Origin of the sequence: Nocardioides flavescens, from assembly GCF_009823805.1 — a bacterium.
Lineage (GTDB): Bacteria > Actinomycetota > Actinomycetes > Propionibacteriales > Nocardioidaceae > Nocardioides > Nocardioides flavescens.
Window position 1 is genome coordinate 47,582 of sequence record NZ_WUEK01000009.1, and the last position, 22,423, is coordinate 70,004.

19 protein-coding genes are annotated in these 22,423 nt (G+C 73.8%); 16 read left to right on the forward strand and 3 right to left on the reverse strand.

Going from position 1 to position 22,423, the window contains the following annotated elements; genetic code table 11:
- Nucleotides 1-89: 89 nt before the first annotated feature.
- From GRQ65_RS14815 to GRQ65_RS14830, 4 genes are all read left to right on the forward strand, one after another.
- Entirely contained in the window at nt 90-656 is a 567-nt protein-coding gene (locus GRQ65_RS14815) for an SAV_6107 family HEPN domain-containing protein (protein WP_160878762.1), read from the forward strand.
- A 125-nt stretch (nt 657-781) separates the two neighbouring features.
- Nucleotides 782-1,519, forward strand: a complete 738-nt coding sequence (locus GRQ65_RS14820; RefSeq protein WP_160878763.1) for a methyltransferase domain-containing protein — start codon at nt 782-784, stop codon at nt 1,517-1,519.
- A gap of 63 nt (nt 1,520-1,582) precedes the next feature.
- The gene (dinB, locus tag GRQ65_RS14825; RefSeq protein ID WP_337191749.1) at nt 1,583-2,824 is read left to right on the forward strand and encodes a DNA polymerase IV; all 1,242 of its coding nucleotides are present in this window, start codon (nt 1,583-1,585) and stop codon (nt 2,822-2,824) included.
- Between the two features lie 142 nt (nt 2,825-2,966).
- Entirely contained in the window at nt 2,967-3,437 is a 471-nt protein-coding gene (locus tag GRQ65_RS14830; RefSeq protein WP_160878764.1) for an SCO2097 family morphological protein, read from the forward strand.
- 363 nt (nt 3,438-3,800) lie between these two features.
- Here GRQ65_RS14830 and GRQ65_RS14835 read toward each other — a convergent pair whose 3' ends face one another.
- From GRQ65_RS14835 to GRQ65_RS14845, 3 genes are read right to left on the reverse strand one after another with little or no spacing between them, the layout of a single operon-like run.
- Complete coding sequence (locus GRQ65_RS14835; RefSeq protein ID WP_160878765.1) at nt 3,801-6,200, reverse strand: transglutaminase TgpA family protein; 2,400 nt, start codon at nt 6,198-6,200, stop codon at nt 3,801-3,803.
- Nucleotides 6,200-7,501, reverse strand: a complete 1,302-nt coding sequence (locus GRQ65_RS14840; RefSeq protein ID WP_160878766.1) for a DUF58 domain-containing protein — start codon at nt 7,499-7,501, stop codon at nt 6,200-6,202. The genes GRQ65_RS14835 and GRQ65_RS14840 overlap by 1 nt, the downstream gene beginning before the upstream one ends.
- 15 nt (nt 7,502-7,516) lie before the next feature.
- The gene (locus tag GRQ65_RS14845; RefSeq protein WP_439331867.1) at nt 7,517-8,509 is read right to left on the reverse strand and encodes an AAA family ATPase; all 993 of its coding nucleotides are present in this window, start codon (nt 8,507-8,509) and stop codon (nt 7,517-7,519) included.
- Nucleotides 8,510-8,781: 272 nt separating this feature from the next.
- Between GRQ65_RS14845 and mraZ the strand changes: the two genes are divergently transcribed.
- From mraZ to GRQ65_RS14905, 12 genes are all read left to right on the forward strand, one after another.
- Nucleotides 8,782-9,204, forward strand: a complete 423-nt coding sequence (mraZ, locus tag GRQ65_RS14850; protein WP_160878900.1) for a division/cell wall cluster transcriptional repressor MraZ — start codon at nt 8,782-8,784, stop codon at nt 9,202-9,204.
- Nucleotides 9,205-9,555: 351 nt separating this feature from the next.
- Nucleotides 9,556-9,708 (forward strand): hypothetical protein, encoded by a 153-nt coding sequence (locus tag GRQ65_RS14855; protein WP_160878767.1) that lies wholly within the window; start codon nt 9,556-9,558, stop codon nt 9,706-9,708.
- Between the two features lie 7 nt (nt 9,709-9,715).
- Nucleotides 9,716-10,687: a 16S rRNA (cytosine(1402)-N(4))-methyltransferase RsmH gene (gene rsmH / locus GRQ65_RS14860; RefSeq protein ID WP_160878768.1), complete on the forward strand. Its 972-nt coding sequence runs from the start codon at nt 9,716-9,718 to the stop codon at nt 10,685-10,687.
- On the forward strand, nt 10,684-11,214 hold the full coding sequence (gene ftsL, locus GRQ65_RS14865) for a cell division protein FtsL (RefSeq protein ID WP_160878769.1): 531 nt from the start codon (nt 10,684-10,686) through the stop codon (nt 11,212-11,214). The genes rsmH and ftsL overlap by 4 nt, the downstream gene beginning before the upstream one ends.
- 79 nt (nt 11,215-11,293) lie before the next feature.
- Nucleotides 11,294-13,201, forward strand: coding sequence for a peptidoglycan D,D-transpeptidase FtsI family protein (locus GRQ65_RS14870; protein ID WP_337191751.1), 1,908 nt, complete (start codon nt 11,294-11,296; stop codon nt 13,199-13,201).
- A 38-nt stretch (nt 13,202-13,239) separates the two neighbouring features.
- The gene (locus tag GRQ65_RS14875) at nt 13,240-14,772 is read left to right on the forward strand and encodes a UDP-N-acetylmuramoyl-L-alanyl-D-glutamate--2,6-diaminopimelate ligase (RefSeq protein ID WP_160878770.1); all 1,533 of its coding nucleotides are present in this window, start codon (nt 13,240-13,242) and stop codon (nt 14,770-14,772) included.
- A 173-nt stretch (nt 14,773-14,945) separates the two neighbouring features.
- The gene (gene mraY, locus GRQ65_RS14880; RefSeq protein ID WP_160878771.1) at nt 14,946-16,034 is read left to right on the forward strand and encodes a phospho-N-acetylmuramoyl-pentapeptide-transferase; all 1,089 of its coding nucleotides are present in this window, start codon (nt 14,946-14,948) and stop codon (nt 16,032-16,034) included.
- The gene (murD, locus tag GRQ65_RS14885) at nt 16,031-17,554 is read left to right on the forward strand and encodes a UDP-N-acetylmuramoyl-L-alanine--D-glutamate ligase (RefSeq protein ID WP_160878772.1); all 1,524 of its coding nucleotides are present in this window, start codon (nt 16,031-16,033) and stop codon (nt 17,552-17,554) included. The genes mraY and murD overlap by 4 nt, the downstream gene beginning before the upstream one ends.
- A gap of 29 nt (nt 17,555-17,583) precedes the next feature.
- Nucleotides 17,584-18,879: a putative lipid II flippase FtsW gene (gene ftsW / locus GRQ65_RS14890; protein ID WP_337191752.1), complete on the forward strand. Its 1,296-nt coding sequence runs from the start codon at nt 17,584-17,586 to the stop codon at nt 18,877-18,879.
- A gap of 21 nt (nt 18,880-18,900) precedes the next feature.
- Complete coding sequence (murG, locus tag GRQ65_RS14895; protein ID WP_160878773.1) at nt 18,901-19,989, forward strand: undecaprenyldiphospho-muramoylpentapeptide beta-N-acetylglucosaminyltransferase; 1,089 nt, start codon at nt 18,901-18,903, stop codon at nt 19,987-19,989.
- Entirely contained in the window at nt 19,986-21,335 is a 1,350-nt protein-coding gene (murC, locus tag GRQ65_RS14900) for a UDP-N-acetylmuramate--L-alanine ligase (protein WP_160878774.1), read from the forward strand. Before murG ends, murC begins: the two co-directional genes overlap by 4 nt.
- 4 nt (nt 21,336-21,339) lie before the next feature.
- Nucleotides 21,340-22,104: a cell division protein FtsQ/DivIB gene (locus GRQ65_RS14905; RefSeq protein WP_337191753.1), complete on the forward strand. Its 765-nt coding sequence runs from the start codon at nt 21,340-21,342 to the stop codon at nt 22,102-22,104.
- Nucleotides 22,105-22,423: the final 319 nt, after the last annotated feature.

A 22,423-nucleotide genomic window follows, 5' to 3' on the forward strand; every position in this document is an offset into this window, starting at 1 on the left:
CGGTGTACCTTGATCGTGTTCGAACAGATGTTCGAACACGACCGAGGTCATCACGGACGAGGCGCGTCGGCGCCGGCAGGGGAGGACGCATGAGGCAGGACGCCGCTGCAGCGCGCACGGGCCGGAGCCGGCGCACGCGCGAGGTGCAGCCCACGTGGCAGCCGCACGTGCTCCCGGCGACGACCCACTCCTACCTCTCCCGCGCCGCCGAGTCGCTCAGCGAGGCGATGGCGGCCGACGAGGTCACGACGCGCTACGCGTGCGCCCACGTCTCGGCGCTGCGGGCCGCGGCCGCGCTGCTCGCGGCACGGGCCCGTCCGTCCACCAGTGGCCGTCGGCCGCAGAAGAATGCCTGGGTGCTGCTGGCCGAGGTCGCCCCCGAGCTGGGTGAGTGGGCAGCGTTCTTCGCGGCGGGAGCGAGCAAGCGGGCCGCGGCGGAGGCGGGCTCGACCCGCTCGGTGACCGAGCGGGAGGCCGACGACCTCGTCCGCGACGCCGACAGGTTCCTGGCGGTCGTCGAGCAGTCGCTGGGGCTCGTCCCGCACGCCCCGACCCTGGCCTCGCTGCCGTGGGACGCCGCCGAGGGGGCCGACCGGGCCGACCTGGCCGACGTGGCCGACCTGGGGGAGCGCCTCGGCGCCCGCCGGGTGGGCTGAGCAGACCGGCTGTCCCCAGGCATGCCATCCGCACCACGTCCCGCCGACGGGAGTCGCGGACCGGGCGCCCGGGGGCCGCGCGGGCGACTGCGGGGGATCGATCGACGCGCCCTAGTCTCTTCCCCATGCCCTCCCGGCCTCCCGGCTCCGCCAGCGAACGCCGCGACAGCGCCCGGACCTCGGTGGTCTGGCACGCGCTCGGTCCGGTGCTCGACGGTCCGCCCCTCGACGTCCTCGACATCGGCGGTGGCACCGGAGGCTTCGCCGTCCGCGTCGCGCAGCTCGGTCACCGTGTCACCGTCGTCGACCCCAGCCCCGACGCCCTCGCGGCACTGTCCCGCCGCGCCGTCGAGCTCGGCGTCGACGTGGCCGGCCGCCAGGGCGAGCTCGGGAGCCTCGCCGACCTCGTCGGTGACGGCAGCGCCGACGTGGTGCTGTGCCACGGAGTGCTCGAGGTGGTCGACGACCCTGCCGCGGCCCTGGCCGAGCTCGCCCGTGTCCTGCGCGCGGGCGGCCGTCTCTCCCTGCTGGCCGCCCAGCGTCACGCCGCCGTCGTCGCCCGGGCGATGGCCGGCCACATCGCGCAGGCCCACGCCCTGCTCGACGACCCGCTCGCGGGGTCCCGCCCGGGTCGGCCGTTCCGACGTTTCAGCTCCGAGGAGCTCGCGACCCTGGTCGGGGACGCCGGGTTCACCGTCGGCTCGGTGCACGGCGTGCGCGTCTTCGCCGACCTGGTGCCCGGAGCCCTGCTCGAGCTCGAGACCGGCACCACCGCGGCTCTCCTCGCCCTCGAGCAGGCCGTGGCGACCCGGTCCGAGTACCTCCCCCTCGCCACCCAGCTCCACCTGCTCGCGACGCGCTGACCGCAGGGCCGCTCGGTCTGCGGCGGTCGGGGCCGGCGCTCCGGGGCGGGTCGGGTCTCCGTCGTGAGTGCCGAGGAGGAGCTGGCGACCCCGATCCTGCACGTCGACATGGACGCCTTCTACGCCTCGGTCGCGACCCGGGACCGACCCGACCTCCAGCAGGTGCCGGTCATCGTGGGTGGCGGCTACCGCGGCGTGGTGCTGGCCGCCAACTACCCCGCCCGCGCCTTCGGTGTGCGCTCGGGGATGCCCGGCACCCGCGCCCGGCGCCTCTGCCCGCAGGCGGTGCGGCTGCCGGCCGACCACGAGCTGTTCGGGGCGGTCTCCGCGGCTGTGATGGAGGCGTTCCGCCGGGTGACCCCTCGCGTGGAGGCGGTCTCGCTCGACGAGGCGTTCCTCGACGTGCGCGGGGCCACGAGGCGTCTGGGAGGCCCGCGCGAGATCGCCGAGGAGCTCCGGGCCCGCATCCACGACGAGCAGCGGATCACCTGCTCGGTCGGGGTCGCCGCCTCCATCTCGGTCGCCAAGCTCGCCAGCCGGCTCGCGAAGCCGGACGGCGTGGTCGTGGTGGGTCCCGAGGAGATCGTCGAGGTGCTGCACCCGCGCGATGTCGGCGACCTCTACGGGGTGGGGGAGAAGACCCGGACGGTCCTGCACGGACTGGGGTTCCTCACCGTCGGTGATCTGGCCCGCACCCCGGTCCAGGAGCTGCAGCACAAGGTCGGGCGGGCCCTGGGGCGTCAGCTCCACGACCTCGCCTGGGGGACGGACCGTCGCGAGGTGACGCCGGGCCGGGTGAGCGTCTTCGGCCACGGCGGTGACCCGGATCGTTCGATGGGCGCGCAGCGGACCTTCGGGCGCGACCAGCACGAGCGCGAGGTGGTGCTGCGTGAGCTGCTGACGCTGACTGCGGGGGTGGCGCGCCGGATGCGCGCGAAGGGGGTCGCCGGACGCACCGTGGCGATCACGGTGCGCTTCGCCGACTTCCGCACGATCAGCCGCTCGCACACGATCGCCGAGGCGAGCGACGTCACCCAGGAGCTCTACCAGGCCGCCGTCGCCCTCTACGACGCCCTGGGGCTGCAGCGCACTCCGCTGCGTCTCGTCGGCGTCCGGGTGGAGGGCCTCGTGCCGCGCGAGAGCGTGCACCGGCAGGGCCTCCTGGGGGAGCGCGAGCACGGCTGGTCCGACGCCGACCGAGCCGTCGACCGGGCCGCACAGCGGTTCGGCCGGTCCGCCGTACGACCCGCGAGCCTGCTCGACCCGAGCGGACGGCAGAGCGGCTCGGCGAGGGGTTCTGCCTGAGGGTGGGGGCATGGTCCACGAAGTCGACGGACCAATTCCGCGGACACGCTGGTGAGCGCGTGGGGGCCCTGCCTACACTGGTGAGGCGTCCGACGAGGCGCATTCTCAGAGGCGCTCCGCGCACGGACCCCTGGAGGAACAGGTGCCACTCTCCGAAGAGGAGCTGCGACTGCTCGAGCAGATGGAGCGTGCGCTCGTCGAGGAGGATCCGAAGTTCGCCTCCACCCTGCGCGGCACCACGCTCCGTCGTTCTGCCCGTCGTCGCGCGATCGCCGCAGGCGTCGCCTTCGTCGCCGGCATCGCCCTGCTGATGGGTGGGGTCGTCAGCGGCACGGGTGCGCTCGGCTTCGTGATCGGCATCGCGGGCTTCGTCGTGATGCTCGGTGCGGCCACGATCGGGCTCACCGCGATGCGCGGCGCCCAGCAGCACGCGGCCTCTGCGGACCCTCGGACGGCCATGCACCCCTCCCGCGGTGGCTTCAGTGTCGTCGACGGCGGCCGCAGCGGTCGGCTGCGCCGCACCCGTCGTGGCTCCTCCTCCCGTTCCTCGGGCTCCTTCATGGAGCGCATGGAGGAGCGGTGGCGCCGCCGCAAGGAGCAGGGCGGCTTCTGACTGTCGTTCTCCGAGGAACGAGGAGACCGACAGTGACGGTGGTCGAGCAAGGCCTCTGACCGAGGTGCGAGGTCAGAAGGGCCGTGTCGAGACCCCGGTGCAGGTCGAGCAGGTGCCTCGGCTGAGGTCGTCTCGACGACGCTCGCTGGCGCTCGCTGCTCGACCGGCGGTGGGTGGTCTCGACGATGCGTGGTCGCGGTGGTTGAGGAAGGACGAAGTCCTGTCTCGAAACCACTCGAGCCCAGCAGTGGTTTCGAGACGGCCCTAGCGGGCCTCCTCAACCACCGGTAGCGCGGCCCTGCTCCTCAGACCGCCGGTAGCGCGGCCCTGCTCCTCGAGCGTCGTCGGAGCAGGGTGAACCCGTCAGCCGACGTGGTCGACGACGCGGCCGGAGGTCGCCCCGTCGACGCGTACGTCGGCACGGGTCTGCGGCGCAGCGGCCCGGCTGCGGAACACCGAGCGGGGCCACCACTCGGCGGTGCGCCGGGCGCGGCGGGTCGCGCCGCCGTGGAGGGCCTCGACGCAGAGCTCGGTCTCGGCGCGCCAGGTGCCGAGGGCGGAGTCGTCGGCGCGGGCGTAGCGCAGCCGCTCGAGGGCGCTGACGAGGAGGTCGAGCGCGGCGACGGCGTCGGGGTTGGTCTCGGGGCCGCGGCGGGGCCGCTCGTCGGCGTACTCGTCGAGGGGTGCGCCGAACACCTGCACGAGGGCGTCGCGGGTCTCACGGGGTGAGCGCGCGTGCGGCCACGGGAGGCCGAGGTCGACCGCGGTGTCGTGGAGCTCGACCCAGGCCTCCTCGGGTCCGAGCTGGACCCGCTGGGCGCGGCGCCGGCGGCGCACGGTGCGGGGGCCGAGCAGCAGCAGCACGACGAGGACGCCGGCCAGCGCGCCGCCCGCCAGGGGGAGCCAGCCGAGACCGTCGCTCGCGCCGGTCTGGCCGGCGGCGTCGGCGTCCTGCTGCTCGGGGTCGACCGGCGTGTTGTCGCGCGGCTGCTGCGGCTGCGCCGAGGGGGCCGCGGAGGGGGAGGCGGTGTCGTCGCCGGGCACGATCTGCTGGCGGGTGTAGCCCGGCACGGTGCTGGCACGGTCACCGGGGGTCGGCTCGAAGCGCACCCATCCGGAGCCGGGGAAGAACAGCTCAGGCCAGGCGTGCAGGTCGTGCGAGCTGTACTCCCAGGTCCCGGAGCCGACGCGGTCGGGCTGCAGGAAGCCGATGGCCACCCGCGCCGGGATGCCGACCTGACGCGCCATCAGCGCCATCGCAGCGGCGAACTGCTCGCAGTAGCCGCGGCGTCCGCCGTCGCCGGGGGTCAGGAAGCGGACGAGGTCGTCCTGGCCGTTGCCGATGGAGACCGAGTCGTCGTAGGTGAAGCCGCCGGTGCTGCGGAACCACCGCTGGAGGGCCACGGCCTTCTCGAAGCGGCTCGGGGCGTCGGCCGTCACCTCGTCGGTGATCTGCTGGACCCGCGCGTCGATGTCGTCGGGCACCTCGGTGAAGTCGCGCGAGACCAGCGCGCCCGCAGGACCGGAGTCGGCGAGGTCGTTGGCGTCGTAGTCGAGCTTGACTGCGGTGAGCGACCACGACAGCGACCGGGTGTCGAGGTCGTCGTCGCTGGCCAGGAAGTCCATCGTCGAGGTGTCGTAGCGCCAGTCGCCCTCGGCCTCGACCCGCTCGACCTGCCCGGTGGTCGGCAGCCACGTCGAGTCGAAGTCGCGGGTGGCGTCGAACTGGTAGTCGTAGGTCTGGCGGGCCAGCCCCACCGACACCCCGACCAGGGCGGGCATCTGACCGTCGGCTCGCTGGCTGTCGGGCACCTCGCGGTCGCCCGAGCTCCACTCGTTCTCCCGGAAGCGGTTGAGCACCGCGACCCGGAGGTACGACGGGTCGGGGTCGTCGGTGCGCAGCCGGATGAGCGGGACGTCCTCGCCGCGGGTGAGGTCGCGCTGCAGGTCGGCGGCGGGGTTGTCGATCTTGATGTCGCGGTCGCCGCCCGCGGCGGTGCCGAACTCGAAGACGCGCACCCCGTAGGACGGCAGGGCGAGTGGCACCACGACGGCCATGACCAGCGCCGTGCCGCCGATGGCCCGCGCCCCGGTGCGCGGCCACGCGCGGGACTGCAGCGGGCGCGGCGCGCTGCCGGTGCGGTCCTCGACGAGCAGGGGCCCCCAGCGGGCGATCTGCTCGGCCTCGCTGAGGAAGATCATCACGAGGAACCCGACGGCGGTCAGCAGGAACAGCGCCCAGTGCGGGCCCTCGCCGGCCATGCTGACCGGCACGCTGTAGATCGTCAGCAGCGGCAGCCCGGCGAGCGGGACCCGGCGCAGGGTGCAGGCGAAGACGTCGACCAGCAGCAGGCACGCGGCGCCGCCGGCGATCAGCAGCGGGTGCACCGGGGGTGCGGCCGACGGCACCGGCGGTGCGAAGCGGTTGGCGGTGTCGACCGCCGCGGTGAACGCCTCGACCACGCGCGTCCAGGACTCGCCGAGCGGCAACGGGGTCCCCGCCACGAACAGGCACAGCAGCATCGAGGCGACCACGAGCTGGGCGAGCGGCACCAGCGCACGCGGGACCCGCCACCAGCGCAGCAGTGCGCCCGTGCCGACGATGACCACGGCGAGGACGACCAGGGGCCAGAACGTCGAGCGGAAGTCCTGCGTGAACTGCTGCCAGCTCAGCGTCGAGACCAGCGTGGTGGCCGCGCCGACCGCCGCGAGCGCGACGAGCGCGACGGGGTGCGAGCGGGACCTGGGTGCGGAGGTGGGCATCAGTGGTCCTCGGTGACGGTGCTGCTGGAGGTGCTGGCGCTGGTGGGCGCGGCCTCGGGTCCGGGCCGTGCCTGAGTGCGGCCACGGCCGAGCTCGGCCCAGACGTTGTCCAGCCGGTCGCTCGGGCCCAGACCCGCAGCACGCCAGCCCTGGCGGCCGAGCAGCTGGGCGGCGGCCCGCTCTCCGGTGTCGGGCCCGACCCAGGCGTCGACGTCGAGGGCGATCGCGACGCTGGACCCGCTGCGCGCCTGCATGCGGCGTACGACGGGCAGGTCGCGGGGCTCGAGGTGACCGAGGACCGCGACCAGGAGCCCGTCGGCGCCGTTCTCGCCGATCCAGTCGGTGTCGAGACGCGGCTGCGGCACGGTGGTGGTGACGGCGAGGGTCTCCAGGAGCGGCGCGACACCGCGGTCGGCGCGGGTGTGCCAGTCGCGCGAGCTGGCCTCACCGGCCGCGGTCACCAGGCGCACGGTGAAGCCGCGCTGGGTCAGGTGCACGGCGACCGAGGCGGCGGCCGAGACCGCGGCCTCGAGGGAGGAGGCGATGCCCTGGCCGCGGTGGGCGAGCAGCCGGTTGTCGAGGAAGACGGTGGCGCGCGACTCCCACGGCTGCTCCTCGCGGCGCACCATGAGCTCACCGGCGTGGGCCGAGCTGCGCCAGTGCACGCGGCGCAGGTCGTCCCCGCGGCGGTACTCGCGGACGGTGACGTCCTCGGCGCTGCCGACGGCGAAGGCCCGGGGTCGGTTGTCGCCCGAGCCGGTCCACACCCCGCCGAGGGGGATCGAGGCCAGGGCCACGGTGCGCGGGGTGACGGTGAGCGGGACGGTCGTCCGGAACGCCCGCCCGAGCTCGACGAGTCCGAACGGGTCCTTCACCCGGACCGTGACCGGGCCGATCTCGAAGCGGCCGCGCACGTCGGAGCGGATCTGGTAGGTGACCTCGCGGTGCCAGCCGTGCCCGATGCCCTCGAGCACGAACCGCGGCCGCGCCCCCAGGACGTAGGGCAGCTGGTCCTCGAGCAGCAGGACCCCCGACGGGGTGCGGCCCTCGTTGGTCAGCGACAGGGCGACCGAGGCGGACTGGCCGGCGGACACCAGCTGGGGGGAGACCGTGCGGACCAGCGCCAGGCGGTAGCGGCTGCGTGCCAGGAACGCCGCACTGACCAGCGGCAGCGCCAGCACCAGCACCCCGATGCGGCTCAGCGCCGGCTGGCCCAGCGCGATCGCACACACGATCGCGGTGACCCCCGCGGCCAGGAACGCCCGCCCGCGGACCGTCAGCCCGCCCAGGGCCTCACGCACCTCTTCTCAGGCCCCTCAGGACCCGGCCGGCACGGGGACGCCCGCGACGACGGAGTCGAGGATCGCCTGCGCGCCACGGCCGTTCATCGCGGCGTCCGCGCTCGGGAGCAGACGGTGCGCCAGCACCGGGCGGGTCATCGCGCGGACGTCGTCGGGCAGGACGTAGTCGCGTCCGGAGATCGCGGCCAGGGCCTTGGCGGCCCGCGCCAGGTGGAGCGTCGCGCGCGGCGAGGCACCGAGGCTCAGCTCCTCGCTGCGGCGAGTGGCGGCCGAGATGGCGACGGTGTAGCGCTGCACGGCCGGTGAGACGTAGACCTGGCCGACGATGCTGATCAGCTTGCGCAGCTCGGCGGCGTCGGTGACCGCCTCGAGGTCGTCGAGCGGGTTGGACCGGGTGTGGGAGTCCAGCATCGCGATCTCGGCGGCCTCGACCGGGTAGCCGACCGAGACCCGCGCCATGAAGCGGTCGCGCTGGGCCTCGGGGAGGGTGTAGGTGCCCTCCATCTCGATGGGGTTCTGGGTCGCGATCACCATGAACGGCTGCTCGAGCACGTAGGTGTTGTTGTCGACCGTGACCTGGCGCTCCTCCATGCACTCCAGCAGCGCCGACTGGGTCTTGGGGGAGGCGCGGTTGATCTCGTCGCCGACCACGATGTTGGCGAAGACGCCGCCCGGGCGGAACTCGAACTCGCGGGTGTTCTGGTTAAAGACAGAGACGCCGGTGACGTCGGAGGGCAGCAGGTCCGGCGTGAACTGGATGCGGCGCACCGAGCAGTCGATGCTGCGCGCCAGCGCCTTGCTCAGCTGGGTCTTGCCGACGCCCGGGACGTCCTCGAGCAGCAGGTGCCCCTCGGCGAGCAGCACGACCAGGGTGGAGGAGACCACGTCGGCCTTGCCCTCGATGACCCGCTCGATGTTGGCCCGCACCCGGCCCACCACGCGGGCGAGCGTCTCCAGGTCGGCACCGGCCGTCCCGGTCGGCTGGGTCAGGTGGGTCGGCGTCTCCACGTCGGTCTCGATCCCCTCGGCTGCTCCTGCGTCTCGGAGCCCTGGGCCCCGGCGCCGTCGTACGGCGTCCCCCCAACCGTAAGGCGTGGCGGCAACCCCCGCCCGTGGTCGCTGTGAGCGCGGCGCGAGCGCGGCTCCGGGCACGCCGGGACGCGGCGGGGGAGGGGAGTGGGGCGAATGTGGCGGAATGTGGTTGACGGTGGAGGGAAGTGGAGTACTGTGGTGGAAAGTGGAGGAAGCAGCCGTGACGGTGGAGGTGCCTGGTGTTCTTCATGGGCACCTACACCCCCAAGCTCGACGAGAAGGGGCGGCTGATCCTCCCGGCCAAGTTCAGGGATCGACTGTCGGAGGGACTCGTGGTGACACAGGGGCAGGAGAAGTGCCTCGACGTCTTCCCCGTCGACGTGTTCATGGAGGAGGCCGACCGGGCGCGGTCCAAGGGCATGACCTCACGCAGTGGTCGTGACCAGATCCGCATGCTCTTCGCCTCCGCCGAGGAGGTCACGCCGGACCGGCAGGGCCGCATCGCGATCCCGGCGCCGCTGCGGGAGTACGCCGCGATCAGCCGCGACGTCGTCGTGATCGGCGCGATGGACCGCGTCGAGATCTGGGAGCCCACCCGCTGGCGCGACTACAACGCGGCCGCCTCCGAGAGCTTCGCCGACCTCGACGAGGACGGCGCCCCGCTCAACTGATCCCGCAACTGACCCGCTCCACCACGCACCACCTGGCACCACCACAACTGAAGAGGGGCTCGCAGGGCGAGGTCTCGGCCCGCTCCTGCGTCCGTGGTCCTCCGACACACCTTCCCCGGTGCCGGACGACACGCCACCCGGCCTCCTGGCACACCTTCCCCGGTGCCAGGCGCCACCGGGCGGCACCAGCGGACGCACCGCCGACCGACACACCTTCCCCGGTGCCGGACGGCGCTCCCCAGACGGGGGAGCGGCCTGAGACCTGGCCCTGCGATACCCGCCCGCTCCACTTCGCTCCACCCCCCCCTGCTCCACACAGCTCCACCGAAGCTCCACCGAAGGGTCGAACCGATGCGCGACACCGCCACGCAGCCGCCGCCGGCACCCCGCCGGGTGCGCGAGCAGGCGCGCGAGGCGGTCGCCGTCATGGCCTTCTCGGCGTTCACCTCCGTGGCGTTCGCGATCGGACTGGTCGTCGTCACCCACCTCGGGTCGCGAGGCTGACGGGCCGATGAGCGCACCCGCCCACGTCCCCGTCCTGCTGGACCGGGTCGTGGCCCTGCTGGCGCCCGCCCTGCAGCACGAGGGCGCCGTCATGGTCGACTGCACCCTCGGCCTCGGCGGCCACACCGAGGCCGTCCTGAGCCGCTGCGAGCTCGCCCGGGTCGTCGGCATCGACCGCGACCCCGCTGCCCTCGACCTGGCCCGCACCCGCCTCGCGGCGTACGGCGACCGCTTCACCGGCGTGCACGCGGTCTACGACGAGCTCCCCGACGTGCTCGACGACCTCGGTCTCGGAGCCGTCGAAGGCGTCGACGCCGTGCTGTTCGACCTCGGCGTCTCCTCGATGCAGCTCGACGTGCGCGAGCGGGGCTTCGCCTACGCCGAGGACGCACCGCTCGACATGCGCATGGACCACACGGTGGGCCGCACCGCCGCCGACGTCCTCAACACCTACTCGGCCGGCGAGCTGACCCGGGTGCTGCGGGAGTACGGCGAGGAGAAGTTCGCCCGCAAGATCGCGGCCGCCGTCGTCCGCCAGCGCGAGCACGAGCCGTTCACGACCTCCGCCCGCCTCGTCGAGCTGCTGTACGCCGAGATCCCGGCCCCGGCGCGGCGCACGGGCGGCCACCCCGCGAAGCGGACGTTCCAGGCGCTGCGCATGGAGGTCAACGACGAGCTCGCGGTCCTGCGCCGGGCCGTGCCCGCGGCGATCGACGCCGTCAAGGTCGGCGGCCGCGTCGTGGTCGAGTCCTACCACTCCCTCGAGGACCGGCTGGTGAAGCAGGCCTTCACCGCCGTCACCCGCTCGCTGGCCCCGCCGGACCTCCCGGTGGTGCCGCCCGAGCTCGAGCCCGCTCTGCGCCCCGTCACCCGGGGCGCCGAGCAGGCCGACGAGCGCGAGGTCGCCGAGAACCCGCGTGCCGCATCCGTCCGTCTCCGCGCTGTCGAGCGGGTCAAGAGCAAGGGAGCAGCAGCATGAGCACTCCGGCCCTCCAGCTGCGCGAGCGGCTGCCGCGTCCCGTCGAGGCCGCCGTCGAGCGCGCCCGGCTGACCGTCGTCCCGCGCCGCCGGGCCCGTGCGGCTCGGATGCCGTTCGTGACCCTCGTCAGCCTGGTGCTGCTCGGCGGGATCGTCGGGCTGCTCTGCTTCAACACCCAGATGCAGCAGGCGTCGTTCGCGGCGACCGCGCTCGAGCAGCGGGCCGACGACCTCGCCGCCCGCGAGCAGACCCTCCACGACGAGGCGCAGGCCCTGCGCGACCCCCAGCACCTCGCCACGTTGGCCCACGCGGCCGGGATGGTGGCTCCGATCAGCTCGTGCACCGTCGACCTGGCGACGCAGCAGACGAGCGGGTCGTGCACGGCCGCCACCGGCGCCAACACGCCGGCCCTCGAGGGCCCCGGGCGGCGCAAGCCCCCCGTGCTCAACCCCGCGCCGCAGGTCGTCACGGTCACCGCGGACCCCGTCGTCGTGCAGGGCGGTCGCGGCCCGCGGGCCGGTCGCTGAACTCGGCCTGTCGCTCACCCGTTCCAGCAGCCCCACGGGGCACGATGGTCACACCAGCCCCAGGAGACTCGAGAGCCCCGTGAGAGAACGCCGGACCCGTCCCGACGCCCGCCCGCGCACCGCGCGACCCGCCCGTCCGGCCCGTCCGGCGGGCAGGGCTCCGAGGTCACCCAGGCGCTCGCGCCGCGGCTCGCCGCAGCTGCGCCTGCGGGCGGGGTTCGTCCTCATCGCGATGGTGTTCTCGCTCTTCGCCGCCCGGCTCGTGCAGCTGCAGGGCGTCGACCCGGGGCAGTACGCCGCCATGGCGGCCGCCGCGGGCACCCGCACGCTGACCCTGCCGGCCCAGCGCGGGGAGATCTTCGACCGCTTCGGGGAGCCGCTCGCCGACTCGGTCGAGGGTCGCGCGGTCATCGCCAACCCCGCCGAGACGACCGACGACGCCCCCGCGGTGGCGGCGTTCCTGGCCCGCGAGCTCGGGGTCGACTACACCACCACGCTGCGCAAGCTGCGGGTGAAGGGCTCGCAGTTCCAGTACATCGCCCGCCACGTCCCGGCGACGAAGGCCGACGACGTCCTCGCGGCGGCGAAGGCGCAGTCCGACGACGTCGACGGCTTCAAGGGCCTCTTCACCCAGCGCGACCCGATCAGGATCTACCCCGCCCACGACGTCGCCGCCAACGTCCTCGGCTTCGTCGGCGAGCCGTCGAAGAAGGCCGACGTCGAGGCGGGCCGCACCTACCAGGCCTACGGAGGTCTGGAGGAGGCGTTCAACAAGGCGCTCAGCGGCAAGGACGGCGAGGAGCGCTACGAGTTCGGCGCCGGCGACACCCGGCTGCCGCTCGGCAACAACACGACGGTCGCGCCGGTCGACGGCCAGGACATCACCACGACGATCGACCGCGACCTGCAGTGGTACGCCCAGCGCACCCTGCGCCAGGCGGTCATCGGCGCCAAGGCGCGCTCGGGCATCGCGATCGTCATGGACACCCAGACCGGCGAGCTGCTGACGCTGGCCGACTACCCGACGTTCGACGCCGAGGACCCGGCCAGCGCCCACAAGAGCGATCGGCAGGCCCGTTCCCTCAACCTCGCCTACGAGCCCGGCTCCGTCGAGAAGGTGCTCACCATGGCGGCGCTGCTCGACGAGGGCAAGGTGACCCCGCGCACCAAGCTGCTCGTGCCGGGTCAGCTCGACCGCCAGGACCGCCCGATCAAGGACCACTGGGAGCACGGCTTGATCAAGCTGACGCTCGCCGGGGTGCTGGCCAAGTCGTCCAACATCGGCACCGTCCTCGCAGCCGACCGGTTCGGCTCCGGCGAGCTGCGCTCCTACCTCGAGAAGTTCGGCCTCGGTGCCGTCAGTGGCGTCGGCCTCGGCGGCGAGACCCGGGGCAGCATCCCCGAGGGCCCGGCGTGGACCAGCCAGGTCGGCGACCGCATCGCCTTCGGCCAGTCGCTCTCGGTCAACGCCGTGCAGATGGCGGCCGCGGTCAACACCATCGCCAACGGCGGGGTGCGGGTCGACCCGACCCTCATCCGCGGCGAGGCGACGCGCGACGACGGCACCCGGGTCGGCACCGACGTCTCGACGACCCGCCGGGTCGTGAGCGAGGAGGCCGCGCGCCAGACCACGAAGATGATGCAGCTCGTCGTCGACCCCGAGGACGGTGTCGCACCGGCCGCCCAGGTGCCCGGCTACAGCGTCGCCGGCAAGACCGGCACGGCGCAGCGCGTCGGCACCTGCGTGGTCGACGGGGTCAAGCAGGGCTGCTACGACGGCACCGTGACCGTGTCCTTCGCCGGCTTCGCGCCGGCGGAGAACCCCCGCTTCACCGTCTACGTCGCGCTCCAGGCCCCGACCGTCGCCGGCGCGGGCGGCGGCGCGACCGCCGGCCCGGTCTTCTCCAAGATCATGGGCCAGGCGCTGCAGCGCTACTCGGTGCCGGAGAGCACGGCGCCGGGCAAGAAGTACCCCGTCGAGTGGTGAGCCCGGCCGCGGGGCAGGCGCCTGGTAGAACCGGTCCGGTGAGCACTCCACCCCCGGCGAGCCTGCGGCCCACGGAGCCGCCGCGGCACCGGCTGGCGGACCTCGCGTCGTTCCTCGGGGCCACGGTGGCGAGCGCCGGAGAGCCGGTCGAGGTGACCGGGCTCAGCCTGAGCAGCCAGCGGGTCCTCCCCGGCGACCTGTACGCCGCGCTGCCCGGCGCCCGTGCCCACGGAGCGGCGTACGCCGACGACGCGCGCGCCGCCGGGGCGGTGGCCGTCCTGACCGACCCGGCCGGGGCGGAGGTACTCGCCGGCACCGGTCCCGCGCTGCCGACGCTCGTCGTCGACGAGCCGCGCCGGGTGCTCGGCCGCCTGGCGGCGCACCTCTACGGCGAGCCCGCGACGGCGATGCGGATGATCGGCGTCACGGGCACCCAGGGCAAGACCACCACCACGCGGCTCGCCGAGGCCGGGCTGAGCGCGGCGGGCGTGCGCGCCGGCGTGATCGGCACGGTCGGCACCCGCATCGCCGGCGCCGACGTCAAGACCTCGCTCACCACCCCCGAGGCGCCCGACCTGCACGCCCTGTTCGCGCTGATGCGCGAGCAGGGGGTCGAGGCCTGCGCGATGGAGGTGAGCAGCCACGCGCTCGTCATGGGTCGGGTCGACGGGGTCGTCTTCGACGTGGCGGTCTTCCTCAACCTCGGGCGCGACCATCTCGACTTCCACGCCGACGTCGAGGACTACTACCGCGCCAAGGCCTCCCTCTTCACCCCCGAGCGGGCGCGGCTCGCGATCGTCAACGTCGACGACGACCACGGCCGACGGCTGGCGGGGGAGACCTCTCTCGAGGTGCGCACCCTCTCCACGCGCCACCGCGACGCCGACTGGAGCGTCGCCGAGGTGGTGCCCGGTCCCGACGGCACGTCGTTCACCGTGCACGGGCCAGGGGTCGAGGTGCGCGCAGCCGTGCCGGTGCCCGGAGGCTTCAACGTCGCCAACGCGCTGGCCGCCGTCGCCGCCTGCGCCGAGGCGGGGCTCGACCCCCAGGCGGTCGCCGACGGTATCGCGCGCGGCGGCGGGGTGCCCGGCCGGCTCGAGCGGGTCGAGGCCGGCCAGCCCTTCACGGTGGTCGTCGACTACGCCCACAAGCCCGACGCGGTGCAGGCCGCCCTCGAGAGCCTGCGGCCGCTGACCTCCGGGCGGCTGATCACCGTGCTCGGGGCCGGCGGCGACCGCGATCCCGGCAAGCGTCCGTTGATGGGCGAGATCGCCGCGCGCCTCTCCGACGTGCTGGTCGTCACCGACGACAACCCCCGCACCGAGGACCCGGCCGCGATCCGCGCGGCGGTCCGCGCGGGCGTGCCCGGCGACGCTCGCGCCGACGTGCACGAGGTGGGGGAGCGGCGCGAGGCCATCGCGACCGCTCTCGCGCTCGCCGGGCCCGGCGACATCGTCGTCGTCGCGGGCAAGGGCCACGAGACCGGTCAGGAGGTCGACGGGGTGGTGCACCCCTTCGACGACCGCGAGGTCGTACGTGAGCTGCTGACGGGCGCGGCGTCGGCGCCGTGACCGAGCTGTGACCGGCCTGTGACCAGCACGGCACCCGGGAGCGGCGGGGCGAATCGGCCAGCGCCGCGCGATGGGGAATCATGGGCCAGCGGTCCGGGCGCGAGCCCGGGCCCGACACAGCCGGCACGAGCGGTCGACGTACGGGGCACGACGGAAGGAGCGGCGGAGCGGCGATGAGAGCCATCCTGCTGAGCGGCGCGTTCGCCCTGTTCATCTCCCTGCTGGGCACGCGGTTCGCGATCAAGCAGTTCACCCGGCTCGGCTGGGGCAAGCAGATCCGCGACGACGGCCCCACGAGCCACCACACCAAGATGGGCACCCCCACGATGGGTGGCCTGGTGATCATCGCGGCCACGCTGGCCGGCTACTTCCTGGCCAAGCTGATCACGATGAGCGCGCCGACCGGCTCGGCCCTGCTGCTGCTGTTCCTCTTCGTGGGGCTCGGCGCCGTGGGGTTCCTCGACGACTACATCCAGATCGTCAAGCAGCGCAACCTCGGCCTGCGCAGCAAGGCCAAGATGATCGGGCAGACCGCGGTCGCGCTCGTCTTCGGCGGCCTCGCCCTCTCGCCGTGGCTCAAGGACGAGAACGGCGTGCGCCCGGCGTCCAACCACCTGTCGTTCATCCGTGACCACCAGGCGCTCGTGCTGCCGACGGTCGTCGTGATGGCGCTGATCTGGTTGATCGTCACCGCGACCAGCAACGGCGTGAACCTCACCGACGGCCTCGACGGGCTCGCGGCCGGCGCCTCGATGATGGTCTTCGGCGCCTACATGCTCGTCAACATCTGGCAGAACAACCAGTCCTGCGCCTCCGACCGGCTCGACGAGGCCAACATCAGCCTCTGCTACGAGGTGCGCGACCCGCTCGACCTCGCGATCGTCGCCGCGGCGCTGACCGGTGCCTGCTTCGGCTTCCTGTGGTGGAACGCCTCGCCGGCGGCCATCTTCATGGGCGACACGGGCTCGCTCTCGCTCGGCGGCGCGATGGCCGGGCTCGCGATCCTCACCCGCACCGAGCTGCTCTTCGTGCTCCTGGGCGGCCTCTTCGTCGTCGAGACCCTGTCGGTGATGCTGCAGGTCGGCTTCTTCAAGGCGACCAAGGGGCGACGGCTGTTCCGGATGGCGCCGCTGCACCACCACTTCGAGATGCTCGGCTGGGAGCAGGTCACCGTCACGATCCGGTTCTGGATCATCTCGGGCATCTGCGTGGCCGCCGGCCTCGGCGTCTTCTACGCCGAGTGGGTCTCGGGCATCGGATGAGCCGCACCGCGGGCAGGGACCCGGAGCCGCTGCGGCGTCACGACTCCTGGGACGGCGTACGTGCCGTCGTCGCCGGCTTCGGTGTCTCGGGGTTCGCGGCGGCCGACAACCTGCTCCACCTCGGAGCGACCGTCACCGCGCTGGACGAGCGCGCCGACGGCCCCGACCAGCGCGCCGAGAAGGCCGAGCTGCTCGAGGTCCTCGGCGCCGACATCCGGCTCGGCGAGGGCGCCACGGCCACGCTGCCCGAGGGCGTCGACCTCGTCGTCACCTCACCCGGGTGGCGGCCCAGCGCGCCGCTGCTGGCACAGGCCCGCGAGCGCGGGATCCCGGTCTGGGGCGAGGTCGAGCTGGCGTGGCGGCTGCGCGACCCCGAGCACGACACCCCGTGGCTCGCCGTCACCGGCACCAACGGCAAGACGACCACCGTGCGGATGCTCGACGCGATCCTGCGCGCCGCCGGGCTGCGCAGCGCAGCCGTCGGCAACGTCGGCCTGCCGATCGTCGAGGCCGTCATGGACCCCGTGCCCTACGACGTGCTCGCCGTGGAGCTCTCCAGCTTCCAGCTGCACTGGACCGACTCGATGAGCGCCCAGGCCGCCGCCGTCCTCAACGTCGCCGAGGACCACCTCGACTGGCACGGCTCGATGGCGGCGTACGCCGGCGACAAGGGCCGCGTCTACAAGCGGGCGCAGCGCGCCTGCGTCTACAACGTCGCGGACCCGGTGACCGAGGAGCTCGTGCGCGAGGCCGACGTGGTCGAGGGCGCCCGCGCGATCGGCTTCACCCTCGGCATGCCGTCGGTCGGGATGCTCGGCGTGGTCGAGGACATCCTGGCCGACCGGGCGTTCGTCGAGGAGCGCGAGACCAGCGCGGCCGAGCTGTGCACGCTGGACGACCTCACCCCGGCGGGGCAGGCGGGGCCCGCGCCCCACACGGTGCAGAACGCCCTCGCGGCCGCCGCGCTCGCCCGCGCCCACGGGGTGCCCCAGGCCGCGGTGCGCGACGGGCTGCGCGGCTTCCGACCCGACGGCCACCGCATCGCCCTGGTCGCCGAACGCGCCGGACTGGCCTGGGTCGACGACTCCAAGGCCACCAACCCGCACGCCGCCCTCGCCTCGCTGCTGGCCTACGAGCCCGTCGTCTGGGTCGCCGGCGGTCTCGCGAAGGGCGCCCGTTTCGACGACCTCGTGCGGCGGGTGCGCGACCGGTTGCACGGCGTGGTGCTGCTCGGGCGCGACCGCGAGGTGATCGCGGAAGCACTTCGGCGACACGCGCCCGATGTGCCCGTCATCGTCGTCGAGACCCCTGAGACTGCTGTGACAGCAGGTGACAGTGCGTCTGACGGAGCAGGACTGATGCGACGCGCCGTGGCTGCCGCCGCCGAGCTCGGGCGACCCGGCGACACGGTGCTCCTCGCACCGGGCTGCGCCTCGCAGGACGTCTTCACCGACTACGCAGCCCGGGGCGACGCGTTCGCCGCGGCGGTGCGCGAGCTGGACGACGGGCAGCACGGCTAGCAGATCCACCGAGGGACCAGGAGCGGCGAGTGACGACGGCGAACCCCGAACGCACCCCCCGCCGCTTCCCCCTCCCGAGCCTCTCCGGTCTCCGACCCGCCCTGGCCCACGCTGTCGCCACCGACGTGCGCGAGCGGCCGCGGACGTGGTTCTCGACGGTCCGCGCCGCGCTCGACCGCCCGCTGACGTCCTACTACCTCCTGCTCGGCGCCGCCGCGCTGCTGCTCACGATCGGGCTGCTCATGGTGCTGAGCGCCAGCAGCGTCTACTCCTACGAGCTCAACGACGGTGACTCCTACGCCGTCGTCCAGCGTCAGCTGCAGTGGGTGCTGCTCGGCCTGCCGTTGGCGTGGGTCGCGAGCCGACTGCCCTACAAGGCGGTGCGCGCACTCGCGTACCCCGGCTTCTCTGTGTCTCTCGTGCTGCTGCTCCTGACGGCGTTCATGGGCAAGGAGATCAACGGCAACCAGAACTGGCTGGTCATCGGCCCGCTGCAGCTGCAGCCCTCCGAGATCGCCAAGCTGGCCATGGTCATCTGGGCGGCGCACATCTTCGCGCACAAGGAGCGACGCCTGGGCCGCACCAACGAGATGGTGGTGCCGGTCGTGCCCGGGATGGTGCTCGCCATCGGGCTCGTGGTCTTCGGCCGGGACCTCGGCACCGCCCTGGTGCTCATCGCGTTGCTCTTCGGGATGCTCTGGGTGGTCGGGGCCCCGCTGCGGTTCTTCGCGATCATCGGCGCCTTCATCGGCACGGGGCTCACGGTGCTCGTCGTCGGCGACGCCGAGCGACTGGGCCGGATGAGCAGCTTCCTGAATCCCTTCGCCGACCTCGACAACGCCGGCTACCAGCAGGGTCACGGCCTGTTCGCCTTGACCTCCGGGGGGATCCTGGGCGAAGGCATCGGCGCCAGCCAGCAGAAGTGGGGGGCGCTGCCCGAGGCCCACACCGACTTCATCTTCGCGGTGCTCGGCGAGGAGCTGGGACTGGCCGGCACCCTGCTCGTGGTGCTGCTCTTCCTCACCATCGCCTACGCCGCGCTGCGCGTGGCCCGCACCACCGAGGACCCGTTCGTGCGCTACGCGACGTTCGGCATCGTGGTCTGGCTGATCGGTCAGATGATGATCAACATCGGCATGGTGCTCTCGCTGCTCCCCGTCATCGGCATCCCGCTGCCGCTCATCTCCTACGGCGGCTCCTCGCTCGTACCGACCCTGGTCGCGCTCGGACTGCTCGTGGGCTTCGCGCGTCGCGAGCCCGAGGCGGCCCGCGCGCTGGCGCAGCGCAGGCGGCAGCGGTCGGCCGGGCTGTCCGCCCGGCGCTGAGCACTGCCTACGCTCTACCCGATGCGCATCCTGCTCGCCGGCGGCGGCACCGCCGGCCACACCTCACCCCTGCTCGCCACCGCCGACGCGCTGCGGCGTCTCGACCCGAGCGTCGAGATCACCTGCCTCGGCACCCCCCGCGGCCTGGAGAACACCGTGGTGCCGGCCGCGGGCTACCCCCTCGAGCTGGTCCCGCCGGTGCCGCTGCCCCGCAAGCCCTCGGCTGACCTGCTCAAGGTCCCCGGCCGGCTGCGCGGCACCGTGCGCGCCGCGGTCGAGGTGCTCGACCGGGTGCGCCCCGACGTCGTCGTCGGCTACGGCGGCTACGTCTCCGTGCCGGCCTACCTCGCCGCGCGTCGTCGGCGGGTGCCCGTCGTCGTCCACGAGCAGAACGCCGTGCCGGGCCTCGGCAACAAGCTCGGCGCCCGGTTCGCTCGGCGCGTGGCCGTGTCGTTCCCCGACACGCCGCTGCCGCGGGCGGAGTACGTCGGGCTGCCGATCCGCACGATGGTCTCCGGGCTCGACCGGGCGGCCCGGCGGGCCGAGGCCCGCGCGTTCTTCGGCCTCGACGCCGACCGGCCCACGCTCGTCGTCACCGGGGGCTCGCAGGGCGCGCGGAGCCTCAACCGCGCGATCGCCGAGGCCGCACTGCGCCTCGACGCGGCCGGGGTGCAGGTCCTCCACGTGGTCGGTCCCAAGAACGACGTGACGCCGCAGCCCGGCGTGCCCGGCTACGTGCCGGTCGGCTTCGTCGAGCGGATGGACCTCGCGCTGGCCGCCGCGGACCTGATGGTCTGCCGCGGCGGCGCGTCCTCGGTCACCGAGGCGGCGGCGGTCGGGGTGCCGGCGGTGTTCGTGCCGCTGCCGATCGGCAACGGCGAGCAGGAGCACAACGCCCGTCCGGTCGTCGACGCCGGGGGAGCGCTCCTGGTCTCCGACGCGGCGTTCACCGCCGAGTGGGTCGTCTCGACCGTGCCCGACCTGCTGCACGACCCCGAGCGGCTCGCCGCCATGAGCGCGGCCGCCACCGGGCTGATCCCGCGCGACGCCGACGACGTGCTCGCCCGGATCGTCGCCGAGGTCGCCCGCAGCGCCGGGGCGCGGTCGTGAAGCTGCCTGTGCCGGCCGACGTGCCCCCTGCCGACCGCCTGGGGCGCGTCCACCTCGTCGGCATCGGGGGAGCGGGCCTGTCCGGCATCGCGCGGATCCTGCTCGCCCGCGGCGTCGGGGTGAGCGGTTCCGACGGCGCCGACTCGCCCACGCTCGACGCGCTGCGCGCGCTCGGGGCGCGTGTCCACGTCGGCCACGCCGCCGAGCAGCTCGGCGACGCCGACACCGTGGTCGTCTCGACGGCGGTGCGCGAGGACAACCCGGAGTACGTCGAGGCGGTGGCGCGCGGACTGCTCGTCCTGCCGCGCTCGGCCGCGCTCGCCTCGCTCATGGCCGGTCGCCGCGTCGTCGCCGTGGCCGGCACCCACGGCAAGACCACGACCACCTCGCTGCTCACCGTCGCGCTGCAGCACGCCGGCGCCGACCCGACCTACGCCATCGGCGGCGACCTCTCCGCGACCGGCGTCAACGCCGCGAAGGGCTCCGGCGACCTGTTCGTCGCCGAGGCCGACGAGTCGGACGGCGCGTTCCTGCACTACGCCCCCCACGCCGCCGTCGTCACCAACGTCGAGGCCGACCACCTCGACCACTGGCTCAGCGAGGAGGCCTACGTCGCAGCCTTCGACCGCTTCGCCGACACCGTGCACCCCGACGGCTTCCTCGTCTGCTGCGTCGACGACCCGGGCGCCGCCCGGCTCGCCGACCGTCAGGAGGCGGCGGGGCGCCGCGTCGTCCGGGTCTCGGCGCGCGAGCCCGGCGCACTCGCCGGCGTCGAGCTGTGGTCACCCGGGGAGCACTACCTCGCCGACGCGCTCGCGGCGCTCGCCGCCGGCGTCACGCTCGGCCTCGACGAGGCTGCGCTCGTGGCCGGTGTGGCGTCGTACACCGGGACCAAGCGGCGGATGGAGCCCAAGGGCACCGCGGCCGGGGTGCGCGTCTACGACAGCTACGCCCACCACCCCACCGAGATCGCGGGCGACCTGCAGTCGGCGCGCGCGCTGGCCGGCGAGGGGCGCGTCGTCGTCGCCTACCAGCCGCACCTGGTCTCGCGCACGCGCCTGATGGGCGCGGCGATGGGGGAGGCGCTCGGCGCCGCCGACGAGGTCGTGGTCTGCGACGTCTACCTGTCCCGCGACGACCCGGACCCCGAGGTCACCGGCGCGCTCGTGGCGGGCGCCGTACCCCTGCCCGCGGAGCGGGTGCGGTTCGTGCCCGACCTCGACGACGTGGCGGCCACGCTCGTCTCCCTCGCCCGATCCGGCGACGTCGTCCTGACGCTCGGCGCCGGAGACGTCACCCGGGTCGCGCCCGAGGTGCTCGCACTGCTCGAGGCGCGCGGGGCGTGACGGCGTGGTGAGCCTGCGGCGGCGCGGGGTCGCGCCCGGCGGACCCGACCGAGCCACCCGGCGCAGCCGCAAGCGGTTCGCCCGACGGCAGTGGCGTCGCCGCTGGCTGGCCTGGCGGGTCGTGCTGGTGGGCGTGCTGGTGCTCGCCCTCGTCGGCACGGGCGTCTACGCCGTGTGGTTCTCCTCCTGGCTCGCCGTGCGCACCGTCGACGTCAGCGGCGCCCAGACGGTGAAGGCGGAGGCGATCCGCAGCCGCTCCGGCATCCACCAGGGCGAGCAGCTCGCCCGCGTCGACCTCGCAGCCGTCGAGGCGCGCATCGCGAGCCTGGCCGTCGTCCGCTCGGTCGACGTCACCCGCCAGTGGCCGCACGGCATCCTGATCAGCCTCGAGGAGCGCATCGCGGTCGCGGTCGTAGAGATCGGCGGCAGCCTGCGCGGCATGGACCGCGACGGCGTCGTCTTCCGCGACTTCCGCTCGCCCCCGCCCGGCCTCCCGCGCATCCAGACCGAGATCGGCACGACCGCCGACGCCCTGCGCGAGGCCGCGGAGGTCGTCACCGCCCTGCCCGAGGACCTCTCCCTGCGCGTCGACCACGTCGACGTCCAGTCCGTCGACGAGATCAGCCTGGTCCTGAAGGACGGCCGCACCGTGGTGTGGGGCAGCTCCTCGGAGTCGCAGACCAAGGCCTCCGTCCTCGCCACCCTCCTCGCCACCGTCGACGCCAAGACCTACGACGTCTCCGTGCCGTCGAAGCCGACGACGTCGTAGGTCCGGCTCGGCGCCAGTTTCACCGGGTACCCGGTGAAACTGGCGCTGACCGGCTGAAGCTTCGTGCGGGAAGCGTGAGGTCCGTGAAGGAAGTGCGCCGTCCGGTCGGTCCGCAGGGCAGGCCGAGAGTTTCACCGGGTACCCGGTGAAACTGGTGCTGGCCGGCTGAAGCTTCGTACGACAAGCGTGAGTTCCGTGCGGGAAGTCCGTACGATCGGACGCCGACACGCCCGCGTGTCTACCCGGTTCCGGGGCTCGCGACTCCTACTGTCGTCACCACGACGAGGTTGACATAACTATAACCCTCAGCCTGAGGGTG

Excerpts from the sequence above, each read along its gene's own strand:
- GRQ65_RS14815 (WP_160878762.1), top strand. The coding sequence starts at position 90 with ATGAGGCAGGACGCCGCTGCAGCGCGCACGGGCCGGAGCCGGCGCACG.
- GRQ65_RS14820 (WP_160878763.1), top strand. The coding sequence starts at position 782 with ATGCCCTCCCGGCCTCCCGGCTCCGCCAGCGAACGCCGCGACAGCGCC.
- GRQ65_RS14835 (WP_160878765.1), bottom strand. The coding sequence starts at position 6,200 with ATGCCCACCTCCGCACCCAGGTCCCGCTCGCACCCCGTCGCGCTCGTC.
- mraZ (WP_160878900.1), top strand. The coding sequence starts at position 8,782 with ATGGGCACCTACACCCCCAAGCTCGACGAGAAGGGGCGGCTGATCCTC.
- GRQ65_RS14855 (WP_160878767.1), top strand. The coding sequence starts at position 9,556 with ATGCGCGACACCGCCACGCAGCCGCCGCCGGCACCCCGCCGGGTGCGC.
- rsmH (WP_160878768.1), top strand. The coding sequence starts at position 9,716 with ATGAGCGCACCCGCCCACGTCCCCGTCCTGCTGGACCGGGTCGTGGCC.
- ftsL (WP_160878769.1), top strand. The coding sequence starts at position 10,684 with ATGAGCACTCCGGCCCTCCAGCTGCGCGAGCGGCTGCCGCGTCCCGTC.
- mraY (WP_160878771.1), top strand. The coding sequence starts at position 14,946 with ATGAGAGCCATCCTGCTGAGCGGCGCGTTCGCCCTGTTCATCTCCCTG.
- murD (WP_160878772.1), top strand. The coding sequence starts at position 16,031 with ATGAGCCGCACCGCGGGCAGGGACCCGGAGCCGCTGCGGCGTCACGAC.
- murG (WP_160878773.1), top strand. The coding sequence starts at position 18,901 with ATGCGCATCCTGCTCGCCGGCGGCGGCACCGCCGGCCACACCTCACCC.